The 14,945-nt window shown below is 39.9% G+C and carries 15 protein-coding genes; 13 read left to right on the plus strand and 2 right to left on the minus strand.

Going from position 1 to position 14,945, the window contains the following annotated elements:
* Nucleotides 1–160: 160 nt before the first annotated feature.
* From PULV_RS18160 to PULV_RS18175, 4 genes are all read left to right on the plus strand, one after another.
* Complete coding sequence (locus PULV_RS18160; protein ID WP_086743362.1) at nucleotides 161–1,396, plus strand: AAA family ATPase; 1,236 nt, start codon at nucleotides 161–163, stop codon at nucleotides 1,394–1,396.
* A gap of 13 nt (nucleotides 1,397–1,409) precedes the next feature.
* Nucleotides 1,410–2,375: a transcriptional regulator gene (locus PULV_RS18165; protein WP_086743361.1), complete on the plus strand. Its 966-nt coding sequence runs from the start codon at nucleotides 1,410–1,412 to the stop codon at nucleotides 2,373–2,375.
* 182 nt (nucleotides 2,376–2,557) lie between these two features.
* Complete coding sequence (locus PULV_RS18170) at nucleotides 2,558–5,740, plus strand: DEAD/DEAH box helicase (protein WP_193332663.1); 3,183 nt, start codon at nucleotides 2,558–2,560, stop codon at nucleotides 5,738–5,740.
* A gap of 642 nt (nucleotides 5,741–6,382) precedes the next feature.
* Entirely contained in the window at nucleotides 6,383–7,210 is an 828-nt protein-coding gene (locus tag PULV_RS18175; RefSeq protein WP_086743983.1) for a WYL domain-containing protein, read from the plus strand.
* Here the strand turns inward: PULV_RS18175 and PULV_RS18180 are convergent, their stop codons facing one another.
* Entirely contained in the window at nucleotides 7,211–7,438 is a 228-nt protein-coding gene (locus PULV_RS18180; RefSeq protein WP_086743359.1) for a hypothetical protein, read from the minus strand.
* A gap of 345 nt (nucleotides 7,439–7,783) precedes the next feature.
* Here PULV_RS18180 and rmuC point away from each other — a divergent pair, with 345 nt between their 5' ends.
* The 9 genes from rmuC (at nucleotide 7,784) to PULV_RS18225 (ending at nucleotide 14,243) form a co-directional block, all read left to right on the plus strand.
* Nucleotides 7,784–9,187, plus strand: coding sequence for a DNA recombination protein RmuC (rmuC, locus tag PULV_RS18185; protein ID WP_405127511.1), 1,404 nt, complete (start codon nucleotides 7,784–7,786; stop codon nucleotides 9,185–9,187).
* Nucleotides 9,188–9,197: 10 nt separating this feature from the next.
* Nucleotides 9,198–9,539 carry an HIT domain-containing protein gene (locus tag PULV_RS18190; RefSeq protein ID WP_086743357.1) on the plus strand — a complete coding sequence of 114 codons (342 nt, stop codon included), beginning with the start codon at nucleotides 9,198–9,200 and terminating at the stop codon, nucleotides 9,537–9,539.
* Complete coding sequence (locus PULV_RS18195; protein WP_193332665.1) at nucleotides 9,539–10,657, plus strand: DNA alkylation repair protein; 1,119 nt, start codon at nucleotides 9,539–9,541, stop codon at nucleotides 10,655–10,657. The genes PULV_RS18190 and PULV_RS18195 overlap by 1 nt, the downstream gene beginning before the upstream one ends.
* Nucleotides 10,658–10,668: 11 nt before the next feature.
* On the plus strand, nucleotides 10,669–10,929 hold the full coding sequence (locus tag PULV_RS18200) for a DUF5062 family protein (protein WP_086743355.1): 261 nt from the start codon (nucleotides 10,669–10,671) through the stop codon (nucleotides 10,927–10,929).
* A gap of 10 nt (nucleotides 10,930–10,939) precedes the next feature.
* On the plus strand, nucleotides 10,940–11,152 hold the full coding sequence (locus tag PULV_RS18205) for a hypothetical protein (RefSeq protein ID WP_086743354.1): 213 nt from the start codon (nucleotides 10,940–10,942) through the stop codon (nucleotides 11,150–11,152).
* A 97-nt stretch (nucleotides 11,153–11,249) separates the two neighbouring features.
* Nucleotides 11,250–11,606 (plus strand): hypothetical protein, encoded by a 357-nt coding sequence (locus PULV_RS18210; protein ID WP_086743353.1) that lies wholly within the window; start codon nucleotides 11,250–11,252, stop codon nucleotides 11,604–11,606.
* Nucleotides 11,603–13,207 (plus strand): PepSY-associated TM helix domain-containing protein, encoded by a 1,605-nt coding sequence (locus tag PULV_RS18215; RefSeq protein ID WP_193332666.1) that lies wholly within the window; start codon nucleotides 11,603–11,605, stop codon nucleotides 13,205–13,207. Before PULV_RS18210 ends, PULV_RS18215 begins: the two co-directional genes overlap by 4 nt.
* Nucleotides 13,200–13,520: a DUF3325 domain-containing protein gene (locus tag PULV_RS18220; protein ID WP_227009452.1), complete on the plus strand. Its 321-nt coding sequence runs from the start codon at nucleotides 13,200–13,202 to the stop codon at nucleotides 13,518–13,520. Before PULV_RS18215 ends, PULV_RS18220 begins: the two co-directional genes overlap by 8 nt.
* Before the next feature lie 384 nt (nucleotides 13,521–13,904).
* Nucleotides 13,905–14,243, plus strand: a complete 339-nt coding sequence (locus PULV_RS18225; RefSeq protein ID WP_176365149.1) for a DUF3718 domain-containing protein — start codon at nucleotides 13,905–13,907, stop codon at nucleotides 14,241–14,243.
* A 121-nt stretch (nucleotides 14,244–14,364) separates the two neighbouring features.
* On the opposite strand, the gene PULV_RS18230 is transcribed toward PULV_RS18225, so the two are convergent.
* Nucleotides 14,365–14,763 (minus strand): DUF2750 domain-containing protein, encoded by a 399-nt coding sequence (locus PULV_RS18230; protein ID WP_193332667.1) that lies wholly within the window; start codon nucleotides 14,761–14,763, stop codon nucleotides 14,365–14,367.
* Nucleotides 14,764–14,945: the final 182 nt, after the last annotated feature.

Raw genomic sequence — 14,945 nt, forward strand, 5'->3', positions numbered from 1 at the left:
TTAACTTTAACCATATTCATCCTTATTTACTTATTCTATGAAATCTAGATTTTCAATTCATTAATTATTTTTTATCTTTTTTATAAGATGTCTTCCTTTTTAAGTGTTTACTTCTATTTCAATGGACATTATACTTATCGTACTTAAAAAGGATATCATAATGACTATAAAGAAAAGTGCGCTAGATACATACAAGCTGCTTAAAGCAACAGCAACTGTTGCTGAACAATCATTAGAAGGTCGGATTCAACATTACCGCGCCCATATTAAATCTGAAGACAAAGAGTTAAGAACCTACACTCAAAAAGCGGCTGCAGATTTATTAGGATGTAATAACCGCACATTAAAGCGTCGACATGATCAAGGAGATTTTGACTCTCTAGATATTAAACGCGGTGCGAACGGTCATTATGCTTATACTCTATCAAACATTTACTCAATGGCTGATATTATGGGAATAACAGCTGATCACCGTAAAAATGACGATAAATTGCAGGTAATTGTTGTTAACTCCCTAAAAGGTGGTTGTGGTAAAACAACCAGTTTAGTAAATATCGCAGCAGCCCTGGCCACCACAAATATTAAACGTTATCGCATTGGTATTATCGACTTAGATCCACAAGGATCGTCTTCAAGCTTTTTCCCCCCAGTATCACATGATCCAATTACTGTGGGTGACTTGATGCGAGATTGCATCGAACTTGATGAAAACGAACAATGGCAAGATGTTGTTTCATCAGCTTTTTTACCAACACATATTCCAAATATTAGAATTTTACCTTCTGGTATGGATGATTTTTATTTTGAACATGAAACAGCGACATTATTAAAAGAACAAGTTGGTTATGACACCACTCGTCATTATCACAAGTTGCTAGAACGTGTCATACAACCTGTTAAAGACCAATTTGACATTATACTTGTTGATACCGCACCCTCTCTTAACTTTATGTTTTATAATGCATTAATGGCTTCTACTGCTATGCTTATCCCTGTTCATCCTGAAGCGGTTGATTTTGATGCGAACAATAAATATTTAAAGCGACTAGGTGAAATCTACCACACAGTTGCAGCGCTTGGTCACGATGGCTGGGACTTCATGCAATTTTTAGTCACTAACTATGTCAAAGGAAATCATTCCCAACGCGATATCGTTAAAGATGTTAGGAGTGCATTTGGTCGCCAAGTAATGAGTTATCCTATTAACCACAGTGCTGCTATCACCGCGAGTTCGTCATCTTTCAATACGATTTTTGACCAAAAGACTTCAGACAGCTTGGCCAGCAGAGAATCTCTGATAAAAGCACAAGAGAACATTAAAGATGTTGTCGATGAATTAGAAATGTTGATCCGTTCAAATTGGGCTTCAACACAATGCCAATTAGAATCAGCATAAAATAGGTTTAATCATGGTAAAAAAACGCAAAAACGATACTCGAATAGACCCTTTTTCAACATTTGTTGAAACGAGTAATTTAGATGCTCTGCTTGAAAGCGCTACGGTTGGTCAAGAAATCACTATGCCAGCACCTTCGGATGCTAATCGGACTATTCGACTAACCTGTAAAATAATAAAAAATGCTGACATTGCGACGAGTACGCAAGTATTTGCAAAAAATAGACGAGTTCAGTCGTTATTAAATGAACAATCAGTTGCTGATATTTTGCCCGCTATTAAGGCTGATCAACGTAACCAACACCCAGCTTTAACTTGGTCTAAAGAGGGCGTAGAACTTGTTTTAGCGGGCTCTCGTCGTCGTAAAGCTTGTATATTAGCAGGGGCAGATTACATCGTACTGAGCTCTGATGACTTTAATGAAGAAGACGCCAAAATATTAGCTATCTCATCAGATCAATACATAGCACCGAGCTTGTGGGAGTTAGGTCAAGCTTATTCACAAACTAAAATGGATTTGATTGCAGTTGGCAAAAAAGGCTCTTATAGAGAAATTGCAGAAATCGAAGGGGTTTCACACACCGCGATTGCTGATGCCCTCAAAGCATTTGAAAAATTACCAAGCGAAGTCATTGCTTTATATCCAACAGCTAATTTTGTGGGCCGTGAAGTTGCAAAAAAATTAATCGCGTCTTTAGAGCATGATCAAGATGCTTTTATGCGCAGAGTGTCAGACACACAAACTTTATTAGCAGATATCCGCCAAGACTCTGATGATAAGACAGCGATAGCGATTACAAAATCATTGGTCGAGCAGCCTAAAGCGATTAAAAACCGTGCATCTTTAAACTTCAACAATGATTATATCGTCGGTCATCGCAATGAAAAAACCGGGGATTTAGTGATCAAAATAGATAATCGTGTCCTGACTGATAAGCGTTTTGAGCAATTAGAGAAGTTATTAACTCACTTTAATTAAGTTAGTAATAAAATGATCTGTCACGTTTTTACTTTTATCGTTACAGATCATCTTTATTTTTTGAACTTAATTAACAGCTTTTTTTCATTAACTTGAGCATTACTAATTTACTGCTATTAAAGCTTTTTATCTGTATTTAATCAGCATATACTGGCTGGATAATTCGATTTTTGCAGAGTGTTATGGCTAAAGGCTTTACCAAAAAAGATTTATTATCCTTGTTCGATGAAATTAAAAGTGAACAAGCTGACGAATTCCCCCTGACCGAAATTTTTCTAAAACGTTACTTCAAGCCTGCGGTTTTAGAAAATGCGAAAACATATTTAATCAATAACCAAATTGGTCAAATTGAAGCCAATAAAGACTTTTCTCAAATTACAGCTGAAGTCTTTAGCAGTCCATCCGATCCTGTCCATCAGCATATTCAAATTACACGCACCAAACAAAAAGTCACACTGAATGGTCATTGTTCGTGTAAGGTTGAGCACAAGTGCAAACACATTGCCGCTGTTTTATTAAAGCTAAAAACCCAGCATTCAGGTGAATTTGGTGAAAACTACCTGTTACACGATTGGTTTAATCAATTAGAAACCTTAAAGGTAAACGATAAGCCAACGAATAAAGATCTTATTTTATTTGTTATTGAGCCTTTTAAAGGTGCACTTATTGTGACTCCTAAGGTGGCCAGCCCCACCAAAAACGGTCGGTATGGTTTAGGGCGTTCGTTAACCGAAAAACAACTCAATAGTCAGGTCACTCCTGAAAATATAGATGAGTCTGATTTTAGATTATTAAGCTGGATACGTTCGCAAAATACCTTTGGTAAATTAGCTTTAGAAGGTCAATGGGGGGCAATTGCTTTATTGAAGCTCATCGCTACTGGACGTTGTTTTTGGCAAGAGTCTCGCCAACCTCTGCAATTGGAATCAAGTCAGCCCTTAACGTTTTCATGGCAAACTCATCAAGACAATCTTCGTTTAATGGCTATGGTTAGTGATGTTCCGCATTGGCACTTGTTCAATACTGTCCCCCCCTATTGTCTTGATCCTGATAATGCACAAGTATTTGAATTGAACACTCCTTTGCAAAGTGATGAAATCAAGCACTTGTTGAATATGCCTGATATTAAAGCTTCGATGCTTGATAACGTCGAAAACCGATTTAGTCAGTTATTTGGCATACCTATCGTTGCACGTGAGGAGGCTAGTAAAACCAAAGCAAAAAAGTTATCGATTAAACCCATAGTGACGTATATGTTTGAAAATGGTGCGCCACTTTTACGTTTGCAATTTAAATATGGCTCCCATGTATTTGATGTAGACCATATTACGCCGAACGCTCAGGCTAATCGTAATTTAAGTTTTGAAAATACATGTGTAAACCGCCTTGAAAATGCAGGATTTACTACCTGTAAAGGGCCTTTACAAGATGTCGACTACTTTACTTTGCCTGTTTCTACCGAACGCCCTGCCTTATGGCATTGTTTTGTTGAAGAACACGCAAATAATTTAAAGGCGTCCGGCTGGCAGTTTTTAGGTGATATTCAGCTTAATGCGTATGTCGAGCCTGCAAAACTTATGTTGCATCTCAGTCGTGATAAAAAGAATAAACTCGTGCTTGAGCCATATTTCTTTTTTAATGACACACGGTACTTTTTTGCTGATTTTCTCGGCATGACCTCGCTGTGTAACAATGCCTCTGTGCAATTTTATTACTTATGTTTAGTGTCCGAGCAGTGGATTGTATTTGATAAAGCAGATGTCAGTGTATTACTTGCTTTTTATACTGAGTTTTATCATGGCAAGCGTTACCCTAAGCGTTTAAATTTACCTTTGGCTTATGCCCGAAAGCTCTCTTCGTTTCATAAAAGTCAACTCACTAGTGATGAGCCTAGCTTATTAGAGCTGACCCAAATGGTCGCGAAAGACGACTTTGGCTCGCGTTTAAAAGTCCCAGATGCGTTGCAAGCAACATTACGCGATTATCAATTGCAGGGACTACAGTGGCTGAAATTTTTGAAAAAATTTCAATTAGGGGGCATTTTGGCCGATGATATGGGGTTAGGTAAAACACTCCAGACCATCGCTTTTTTACTCTCAGAACAAACAAAAAGTCGCGCAAAGCATCCTTCCTTGATTGTTTGTCCAACAAGTTTAGTGAATAACTGGCTGAACGAATTGGCGCGATTTGCACCGAGTTTGTCTGTCGCCGTTAATTTTGGTAGCCAAAGGCAAAAGCACTTTACAGCCTTAAGCAAAGCCGATTGTATTATTACAACTTACCCATTGTTAGTACGTGACGAAGCCGTGTTTAATGAGATGTTTTTTGAACACGTCATTCTCGATGAAGCACAAACAATTAAAAATATTAATGCCAAAGTCTCGCGTCATGTGAAAGCCCTCAATAGCAATTTTAATTTATGCTTAAGTGGTACTCCGGTAGAAAATAACCTCAGTGAATTAAAATCGTTACTCGATTTTTCGATGCCTGGTTTATTGCCATCACAAACGCATTTTAAAGAGTACTACCAAAAACCGATTGAAAAAGAGTCAAATCAAGTTCGTGCCGATCAACTCAAAGAATTAGTTAAACCTTTTTTGTTACGTCGGACTAAAGCCGAAGTGGTGACTGAGTTACCAGCCAAAACAGAAATGGTTAAAATGCTTGAGCTGATGCCGAATCAAGCCAGTTGTTATCGTGAAATTCGCCAGCAAATGGAGTTCAAACTCAAAGACTTATTTGCAGAGCAAGGTGTGGATAAAAGCCGCTTGGCATTTTTAGAAGCTTTACTGAAGTTACGGCAAATTTGTTGCTCTCCAGAGTTGCTGGCTGATGATGCTGAGCGTTTTAGCTCAACTGATAGCACTAAACTGGATTGGCTTGCTAAGCGTCTACCTGACATGCTCAGGGCGGGCCGTAAAGTCATTATATTTAGTCAATTTACTAGTATGTTAGGTTTAATTGAGCAGCAATTAAAAGATTTACAACTCGACTATGCATTGTTGACAGGGCAAACGCGTGATAGACAAGGCGCAGTGACTTCTTTTCAAGAAGGTGACAAAAATATCTTCTTAATTAGTTTAAAAGCCGGCGGGACTGGGCTTAATTTGACTGCTGCCGACACTGTGATCCATTTCGATCCGTGGTGGAACCCCGCTGTTGAGCAACAAGCAACAGATCGAGCCTATCGTATCGGTCAGAAGAAGCCTGTCTTTGTTTATAAACTTATTTGCCAAGACACAATTGAAGAACGTGTTTATGAAATGCAGCAAAATAAAGCCGCGCTTGCTGAGTCGTTTTTTGATGCCGCGAGTAATCAGTTTAGTGTCAGCTCGGCTGAAGACATTTTAGCTTTGTTGCAGTAAATACAGTTATTAGTTCGGCATGTTTTCACGGTTATCATTTAATTGATGCTTTTTTTGGAACTTCTTAAATAAATAACAGTCTACTTAAATGTTGTGAATGCTAACACAGCGTTTTTTCCGAAGCTCCTTTGTTTGTTTTTGTCTGAAAGCCAACCTATCTAGGTTGGCTTTTTCTTGGCCATAGATTAATGGCTGTCCACTATTGCCTGAAAAAGTATCGGATATTTCCTTTGATAGATATGCGTATCAGCTTGAAAGTATCAGTAAAATAAAAAGGATCTTTTTTTTTGAACTTATGGATCTCGTCGCAGTCTATTCAATTAGTGACTGAGTCACTATCCTTTAAGTTGTACATTTAGATTTCCCTGATTGATTACTTATTGCTAGTAATACCCGCCAGCCTAATTAGGCTGGTTTTTTTTGCCTTAAAAAACTGTTTTATAAATATTTGCGGCTTATTTTGAACTTCTGGCTTTTTGCTTGGTCTATTTAAAGTAGTTGTGATGCAACTATCCGTGGTTGTTTTATTTATGTTTCCCCCGATTATTTACTTGTTTTAGTAATGTTAAAGCCAACCTTTATAGGTTGGCTTTTTATTTTTTCGTTGTAATATCAATGCTGTGTTTATTTGGTGCGGGTATTATGAGAAAAGAAGAGTTAATTCGATATCAATTAATAGAAGCGATTTTACTGTGGGAAGGTCGTTTAACCGCTCGCCATTTAATGGATTATTTTTCAATTAGCCGACCATCGGCGCAAAAAAGTATTTCTGATTATAAAACCCTTAACCCGAATGGATTTACACGCAGTCAGAGTGAAAAGGGTCATGTTGCGGTTACAGGTTTTGAGCCGCTATTTATTTCGACAGACTTTGCCCATTACCAGCACGTTTTTGGTGATCGCGCGCTTTCAAATGACACGATTAATTGCGCCATTGAGCTACTGCCGGTGCCCCTTCGCAACGTGACACCAGAGCTTGTCCGCCCTATTTTGCAAGCTATTAAGCAACGACTTAGGTTAGATATTGGTTATCTATCCTTGTCGAGTCCAGATTTCGAAGATCGTATCATTCAACCCCACAGTATTGTTTTTGATGGTTTTCGTTATCATGTGCGTGGGTTTTGTGAAAAAAATCAGGATTTTCGTGATTTTGTTTTGTCGCGTTTTAATGGTGAGTTTGCATTCGAAGGTGAGGCCTCTCACGCTATCGAAGATGATCGTGACTGGCAAACTTGGCTCGAAGTAGTGATCTGTCCAGATCAACGTTTAGGGCCTAAACAGCGTCAATGCATCGAATATGATTATCAAATGAGTGATGGTAAAAAAGTGATCCGCACCCGTGCTGCTTTATTGAATTATTTATTGCAGCGTTTACGCGTCGATATTTACCAAGCTGATGCAGAGTCTCAGCAAATCATTATTGATCCTGAGTGCCGTAAAACCTTACAAGCCTATTTAAACCACAGATAATTAAAATACAAAAGTGGTGAGCCACGGCAAAACCAAAATTGCACAAGCACATGTTAGCCCTTCGAGTGATTCGAGAAGGTTGCGACGTGTTTGGCGCTGTTGCAGTGCTCGTAACTGCGCTATTTTATTTGCTAAACAGTCTATTTTTCGTTGTTCCACCCAGCGGGGATCGGCTGCTTTAAAGGCTTGTTTAAGTTGTGCTAATTCGTGATTAATATTGGTATTCATGGTGTGTTTACCTGCTTATTTTGGCGATAAACTGATTAAAGCGCAGCCATCACTTAATGAACAGCCCCCTCTTTTTGCCTATGTAAAAGACCTTTACAAGTTGGTTGGTATTGAGCACATAATCGGGTGAATATCGCCATACATATGTAAAGATTATTGACACATCATAGAAAACTTTTTTTTGCCTCTGTTGTCGCGCGCCCTACTCGGTATAATCACTGTTATAAAATCAATAACTCGGCATTTGCTATGATCGTTGAACTCTCTTTTTCGCTACTTAAGCCTTATGTACTGACTAGCAGCATTACTCTATTGGGATGTTTTGCGCTGTTTATTCCCCTTTTGATGGGTCGCAAAAAGCAAATACATGCTTTACAGGCTGATTTAGCGCAAAGTCGTGCAGACATCATTCAATATCAAGGTAATTTACAACAACTTGATTATTTTAAAGATGCTCATCATGCTGAGTTACAAAAAAATCAGCAACTGCAAGTCGATATCACCACTGCCAAAGAGCAGTTGCAACACTTTAAAACTCGCAGTACCGAGTTCGTTCAGCAATATCAACTTAGCCAGCAGCAACTCAAAACGGTTCAGGCCCGTTTTGAAGAAACTCATGCCAAACTTGCCGCATTAGAAAGTGCCGTTACAGAAAAAGAGCTCAGTTTCAGCGCACAATTAGAGCAGATTGAAAGCAGTAAGCGCATACTTACAAAAGAATTCGAAAACTTAGCTAATCGTGTATTAACTGAAAAAGGCGAAGCGTTTAAAGCGCTCAACCAAGAAAGTGTGCAAAGCTTGTTGCAACCTATGCAAACAGAAATGAAAGGGTTTCGCGAAAAAGTTGAGGCTATCCATACTGAAGAGCTTAAGCAGCGCAGTGAACTTAAAACTGAACTGATCAATCTTCAAAAGCTGAATCAGGACATCACCCATCAAGCACAAAGCCTCACCAATGCGCTACAAGGACAAAAGAAGGTTCAGGGTAACTGGGGTGAACTCATGCTTGAAAATGTGCTCGACAGCGCGGGGTTACGCCTCGGTGTAGATTATAAACGCGAAGTGAATTTTAATACGCAAGATGGCAAGCTTCGCCCTGATGTGATTGTTTACTTACCGCAAAATCGTCATATAGTGATCGATGCTAAAACATCTCTTAATGCATACACTCGTTTTGTTAATGCCCAAAGTGACATGGATGCGCAAATCGCGCTTAAACAACATGCGTTGGCAATTGGGGATCGGATCAACGAATTGGCGAGCAAAGACTACTTCAAATTACCTGGGCTTAACTCTCCTGAAGTGGTGGTGTTATTTGTGCCTATTGAATCTGCTTATGTTGAAGCATTGAAATATCAACCTGATTTATATCAAAAAGCCATCGAGAGAAATATTCTGGTTGCAACCCCGACGACATTGTTGACTAGCTTAAACATAGTAAAACAGTTATGGCGTTTTGAAGATCAAAGTAAACATACGGCAGAGCTCGCCAACAGGGCTGAGCGTTTTTACACAAAACTCAATGGTTTTTTAGGCAGTATGCAAGGTGTTGGCAAACAGCTTGATAAAGCAAAAGAAAGCTACGATAAAGCATTTTCACAATTGTACAGTGGGCGCGGTAATTTAATAAAACAAGCGGCAGAGTTTCGTGATTTAGGGGTGTCGGTACAAAAAGAACTACCTGAAGAGCTTACCGATTTAGCCCATCTAGAATTAGATTTTGTATCAGAAGAGTCTCAAAACCAATAAGGATAAAGGAATGGATTATCAAGGAAGTGATTTTTACTGTGATTGTGTGTTATTAGGTAAAGTCAGTGTAAACATAGTGAAAGAAGATGAGCTGTGTTTGGCATTTCACCATACTCGGCCTTTTTGGCCTGTTCATATTGTTGTTATTCCGAAAAAGCATGTACCGTCTTTTACAGATTTAGGGGATTTTTCTGTCGACGAATTACAGCATTTGCTCCGTTTTGTCGCTGATGTTGCGCGCTCAGTTGAGTCAGAATATGGTGCTGCACGAGTACTGACTAATCTGGGGCAGTACCAAGATTCTAAGCATTTGCATTTTCATATTAATATGGGTCAAGCCAAGGAGTCTTGATGGCATTAATGAAAGATGGGCTCGATAAAGCGGCCATCCAGCGTATCGCCGTTGGGTTATGCCAAGTATTTCCTCAGTTTGACAGTGAGGCCTTTGTCGATGAAGCGCAGCGCGCTGTAGTTGATTTGGCACTTAAAGAGCGAGTTGATGTATTAATCGTTTTAATGCATCGCTATTTACCGCAATCTTTTGAAGAGGTTGCGATGGGGTTAATGGCATTGCCTGAACATTGGGATTTTGGCAATCGCGAGGATCCGTTACGTGGCTTTGCTGCTTGGCCTGTGATTGATTATGTTGCTCATTATGGTTTAGAGCAGCCAGAATTATCACTCAAGGTTTTAAAAGCACTGACGCATTTATTTTCGGCTGAGTTCGCTATACGGTCATTTATTTTGCAATATCCAGCGCTTTGTCATGAGTTTTTTCTTGAGTGGATTAAGGATGACAGCGAGCATGTTCGACGTTTAGTCTCTGAAGGAACAAGGCCACGGCTACCTTGGGGTAAAAAGCTGCAGCTTTATATAAACGATCCACAAGACAACTTAGTGCTGTTAAGTGCCTTGCGTGCCGATAGAAGTCTGTATGTACGTCGCTCTGTCGCCAATCACCTCAATGATATTGCCAAAGATCATCCACAATGGGTGATTGACGTATGTCTTTTGTGGCAACAAGAGCCTCATCCACTGAGTGAGTGGGTGATTAAACATGGCACGCGGACATTAGTGAAACAAGGGCACCCTGCTGTGTTCCAATTACTGGGTTATAGTCAAACTGTCAGTTTAAGCCGTGCAACATTAACGCTCAAAACACCTTGTATTGCTCTGGAGGAGACGCTGGAATTTGCGTGTGAACTGGTTTCATCGACCTCGAAAGATCAACAATACGTAGTTGATTATCAAATTGATTTTGTAAAAGCCAATGGTAAAACACGAGCAAAAGTGTTCAAATTGAAAAATATCACCTTAGCAGCATCAGAGGCTCTGACGGTGACAAAAGCGTTTTCATTTAAAACGATCACGACTCGGCGGTATTACCCCGGCGCGCATCGGTTGAGTATTCTTGTCAATGGTATTAATGTGGCTTCACAACCATTTACGCTTTCCCAGACGCAACAGTAACAGGATGTAAAATGAAAAAGATTAAACATGAGAATGAGTTGTTTAAAAAAGCGCTAGAAATTGGTGAAAAGTATGCTTTAAATCGTGGTTATAAAGGTTTTTCAGGCACCGTATCAGCTAAGCAAAAAGTAGAAAGCTTATACCGATTATTAGTGAATGATAAATTGATCCAGCCTTTAGCAGTTGCCGATGAAGATCAGCCTCATATGAAGCATAAACTCGCTTTGTGGATAGCAAAGCAGCTCCCCGCAGATCATCCTTTATTGAAATAGTCTGACCGTAATGAAAAAACATAATAGTAAAAAAGAGTTACTGCTACTGCCTTTGTTGTTAGTTGCTATTTTAGTACCTGTTGGCGGCCACTGGCTGATGCAACCTTCTTTATCTGATGTTGCTTGGGTTGAGTATAGTTTGGCTGCCTTGCCCTTAATCTTGATCATTGTTGTGATATGGGCATTTAAAATTGCTGTAAAAAATAATGATACTACAGAGTAATATCATTTAATCTAACTGATAATCGCTTTCATTTGCGTTTGTGCTGTATATAATACTGACCTTAATTCAATCACCTGATCAATGTTAAGGGATTACGATGTCAGCACATCAAGGCAGTTTGCCATCTACCGCTTCGCTTTGCGCACAGCCTACTAAAAATAGCTATTTCATCCGCTTTAACCTTCGTTACCGACTGACAGTGTTTAGTCGGTTTGCTGCGGCTATTTTAGCTGGCTACTTAGTCACTGCCTGTTTCACTGGGTTGATGCCGCTTCTATTACCAATGAAAAAGACCGATGCAGTGTTGCTCTCGTTGTCTTTGTCAGTATTTATTTATGCCCTAGCTTTTATCTGGTGCTTTTATGTGCGTTCAGTGAAACGAGTGTGGGCAGTGCTGTCGGGCCTTAGTGCCGTGATGATTGGCTGTATTCTTTTACTTCGAGAGACGTTATGAAAGAAAGCTTTTTTAGAAGTATGACATGGTTGCATACTTGGGTGGGGTTAACCGTTTGCTGGTTATTATTTTTAGTTTTTTTTGCAGGTACTTTGAGCTTTTTCCGCCATGAAATATCACTGTGGCAGCAACCTGCTTTGCATTCCGTTTCGGTGCAAGCTATCACTCCTCAAACACAAGCTGAGCAGGTCGAATTTGCACTCTCTCGGTTCAATGAAATCGCACCCGTGGCAGATAATTGGCGCATCACTTTTCCTACCGAGCGAAAACCTGCTTTAGCCCTTACTTACCAAGCTGTGCGCGATGATAATAAACGAGGCAAGCGGACAACTGAATATGTTGATGCGACAAGCTTTGCACCTATTGAAGGTATTCGCGATACCAAAGGTGGCAATTTCTTCTATCGGTTGCATTTTGATTTGCATTATTTAGATCGGGGTCTGGCGCGCTGGATTGTCGGTTTTGCCAGTTTATTTATGTTGATTGCATTGATTTCTGGGGTGGTAATTCATAAACGTATTTTTAAAGATATGTTTAGTTTTAGGCGTAACAAAGGCACTCGTACTTGGCTTGATGCGCATAATCTCAGCTCTGTCGTCGCGCTCCCTTTTCATATTATGATTACTTACACAGGGATCGTGACACTTATTTTCATGTATTTCCCCTACCCGATCCTGACAGCCTACGATGGAGATTTTCAGGCATTTGCACAAGAGCAAAGTGCGACTCGGATCCATAATGAGCGCACGGCTGAGGCTGCTCAAATGGTGAGTGTGTCGTCAGTATGGCCAAATGTACAACAGCAATGGCCTAATGGGGTGTTATCGAGTATCACCGTTGAACATCCTCATGATAGCTCTGCACAATACATTTTTAGGCTAAATACCCAACAAACAATTCGTGATGATGCGCCTACATTGGTGTTTAGCGCCACCTCTGGTGAGTTGCTTGCTCAAAGTCACCCTGAACTTTCTGCCAGTGAAACCGTGTATGACTCAATGACCGCTTTACATACCGGTCGATTAGCATCGCCATTACTGCGATGGTTGTACTTTGTGTGTGGCATTGCTGGTTGTGTAATGATTGGCTCGGGTTGTGTCATGTGGGCCAAGCGCATTCGTGAAAAAAATAAACAAGCGACTCGCCCTTCGTTTGGTTTGAAGCTCGTTGAAGGGCTTAATTTAGCGACATTAATGGGGCTGCCATTGGCGACGGCGGGTTATTTTTATGCAAACCGATTACTGCCTTTAGGGCTTGCCGATCGCGCCAATCAAGAAGTGACGGTATTTTTCTTATTGTGGGGATTGGCCGCTATAGTCGCTATTTTTAAGCGCACTAGAGCAACTTGGTTTCAGTTTGCGATTGCCAATGCTGGCGTTTGGTTTTTATTACCTGTGGTAAATAGCTTAACGGTGACAGGCCACACTTTGGGTTACTTACTTGATCGGCAATGGGTGCTGTTTGGCTTTGATGTTATTTGCTGGGTTGTCGCTGCAGTGTGTAGCTACCAAGCGTATCACCTAAAAAACAGCTCAAGAAACAATGTGCGTTCTAATACGTTCTCAGGGGTTAATAAACCTAAGGTGCAGCATAATGGATAGCCTCATTTTTATCTTAACGCTGTTGAGTTTTACTGGGTTTGCATTAGCCAAAAACAGCCCATATAAAGAAGTGTTTGCAGTGCGTCCAACGCCGCGGATCAGTTTTATATTAACGTGCAGTAGTTGGATCATACTTTTACTAACATTTGGTTTGAGTCTTCACTTTTATGCTGGATATGGTGTGTTGCTATGGTGTGGCTTCATGGCGTTGTCGATTCTGATTGTGAGCTTTCTTCTTGCTGTAAAGCCCCTTTACATCAAATGGTTAGCGCCTATTTCGATGTTATTTATTGTTGGACTACTTGCTATTTAGTTCCTTGAAAGTGGATGGGGATCACTGTGTATCCCCATTTTATTCGCTGTAGTTAGTAAAAATTTGTTTTGTTATTTCAGCAGCACTATTTTTGAATCTCTCTTTCTGTTCATTTATTGTTTGCGGTCTGCACGTCACTTTTACTCAGTCATTTTCAATAGTGGGTTAATCGAAATCATGCCAACTATCTGGAAACAAAATTGTATTATTTAGCCTTATAAACACGGCAAACGGCATCTTCTAATCATCTGTTTTTACGCCATAAACACACTTTATTACACTCGAGATCTTCTTGTTGACACTTTGCTGATGTTCTGTTGATACGCAATGCTTGTCTTTGACTAAAATTAACGTGTTCATTTCGAACAGTCACTTGGAGGATGTATGAAATTTATCACTCGTTCAATTATCACACTTGCAGCCATTACTGCACCTTTATCGATTAGTCATGCCAAAATGGATACTCATTTGCATCAGGCGCTTGTCGAAACTTGTATTGCCGTTAAAAGCAATAAGCCGTTAAAACTGCGCACAGAGCTAAAAGAATATCGTTTAACTGTCGATACAATTCGCGAAAAGTTAGTCTGCAATGGTGAATCTGTGTATCAATTTGCATTGACTCATAATGCAAACCGCACCGCTGGAATGATTAATAAAGGGAATGTCTCTATTTCTGAAATGGCCAGTGTGACGCAACCTACTTATTCTGTATGGATAAACTAATTGGTCTATGTGAGGATGATTCGTTGATTTTAGATTGGTATATAATATGAGAATAACGTTTGACTTGCTTTTATCTGCAGCATAAGGGCTCATTTCATAATGAGCCCATTTTTATCCTTATTTAGCCCGCTAACTTTTTGCGCCCCAACGCGGTTAATTCATAATCAAACTCATCGGGATACACCACTAAGCCATCTTGATCCGGTACAGGGAAAACTGCGATAGCGAGTTCATCATCGGCTAATCCGTCAGTCCAATGGCTGTGCCATTTTTTGAGTGTTATCGCTTGTGGTTCACAATCTTGCCAGTCACCAGTGGCCCAAAGCTCGGCAAATTCTTTATTTGGCCAAATCGGCACGCAATCTTCTTCATCAGTACTGAGCATCACACAACCTTGCTCATCGGTTAAAATCCAAATTTCGCCAAGGTTGACGACCTCTTTTAATAAATACTTATAACGCTGTGCATTGTCATTACTTAAAATTGAGACTATGCGTTTTTTATCCATTTGTGTATCCATTATTAAGCCCTCGCTGTGTTGGCACTAACATGAGCATAAATCACATTTTGAATTGATAACAGAGTTAAGCGTGTTTTTCATGTAATCGTCACGTTTAGCATTTGCACTATCAGCAGCAAGGCACAATTCGCCAAAATCGAGCTAAACGACTATTTTTATTCCTTGGTAATCAATTTTTTGCA

Origin of the sequence: Pseudoalteromonas ulvae UL12 (assembly GCF_014925405.1) — a bacterium.
GTDB classification, from domain to species: domain Bacteria; phylum Pseudomonadota; class Gammaproteobacteria; order Enterobacterales; family Alteromonadaceae; genus Pseudoalteromonas; species Pseudoalteromonas ulvae.

Excerpts from the sequence above, each read along its gene's own strand:
- PULV_RS18160 (WP_086743362.1), top strand. The coding sequence starts at position 161 with ATGACTATAAAGAAAAGTGCGCTAGATACATACAAGCTGCTTAAAGCA.
- PULV_RS18165 (WP_086743361.1), top strand. The coding sequence starts at position 1,410 with ATGGTAAAAAAACGCAAAAACGATACTCGAATAGACCCTTTTTCAACA.
- PULV_RS18170 (WP_193332663.1), top strand. The coding sequence starts at position 2,558 with ATGGCTAAAGGCTTTACCAAAAAAGATTTATTATCCTTGTTCGATGAA.
- PULV_RS18175 (WP_086743983.1), top strand. The coding sequence starts at position 6,383 with ATGAGAAAAGAAGAGTTAATTCGATATCAATTAATAGAAGCGATTTTA.
- PULV_RS18180 (WP_086743359.1), bottom strand. The coding sequence starts at position 7,438 with ATGAATACCAATATTAATCACGAATTAGCACAACTTAAACAAGCCTTT.
- rmuC (WP_405127511.1), top strand. The coding sequence starts at position 7,784 with ATGGGTCGCAAAAAGCAAATACATGCTTTACAGGCTGATTTAGCGCAA.
- PULV_RS18190 (WP_086743357.1), top strand. The coding sequence starts at position 9,198 with ATGGATTATCAAGGAAGTGATTTTTACTGTGATTGTGTGTTATTAGGT.
- PULV_RS18195 (WP_193332665.1), top strand. The coding sequence starts at position 9,539 with ATGGCATTAATGAAAGATGGGCTCGATAAAGCGGCCATCCAGCGTATC.
- PULV_RS18200 (WP_086743355.1), top strand. The coding sequence starts at position 10,669 with ATGAAAAAGATTAAACATGAGAATGAGTTGTTTAAAAAAGCGCTAGAA.
- PULV_RS18205 (WP_086743354.1), top strand. The coding sequence starts at position 10,940 with ATGAAAAAACATAATAGTAAAAAAGAGTTACTGCTACTGCCTTTGTTG.
- PULV_RS18210 (WP_086743353.1), top strand. The coding sequence starts at position 11,250 with ATGTCAGCACATCAAGGCAGTTTGCCATCTACCGCTTCGCTTTGCGCA.
- PULV_RS18215 (WP_193332666.1), top strand. The coding sequence starts at position 11,603 with ATGAAAGAAAGCTTTTTTAGAAGTATGACATGGTTGCATACTTGGGTG.
- PULV_RS18220 (WP_227009452.1), top strand. The coding sequence starts at position 13,200 with ATGGATAGCCTCATTTTTATCTTAACGCTGTTGAGTTTTACTGGGTTT.
- PULV_RS18225 (WP_176365149.1), top strand. The coding sequence starts at position 13,905 with ATGAAATTTATCACTCGTTCAATTATCACACTTGCAGCCATTACTGCA.
- PULV_RS18230 (WP_193332667.1), bottom strand. The coding sequence starts at position 14,763 with ATGGATACACAAATGGATAAAAAACGCATAGTCTCAATTTTAAGTAAT.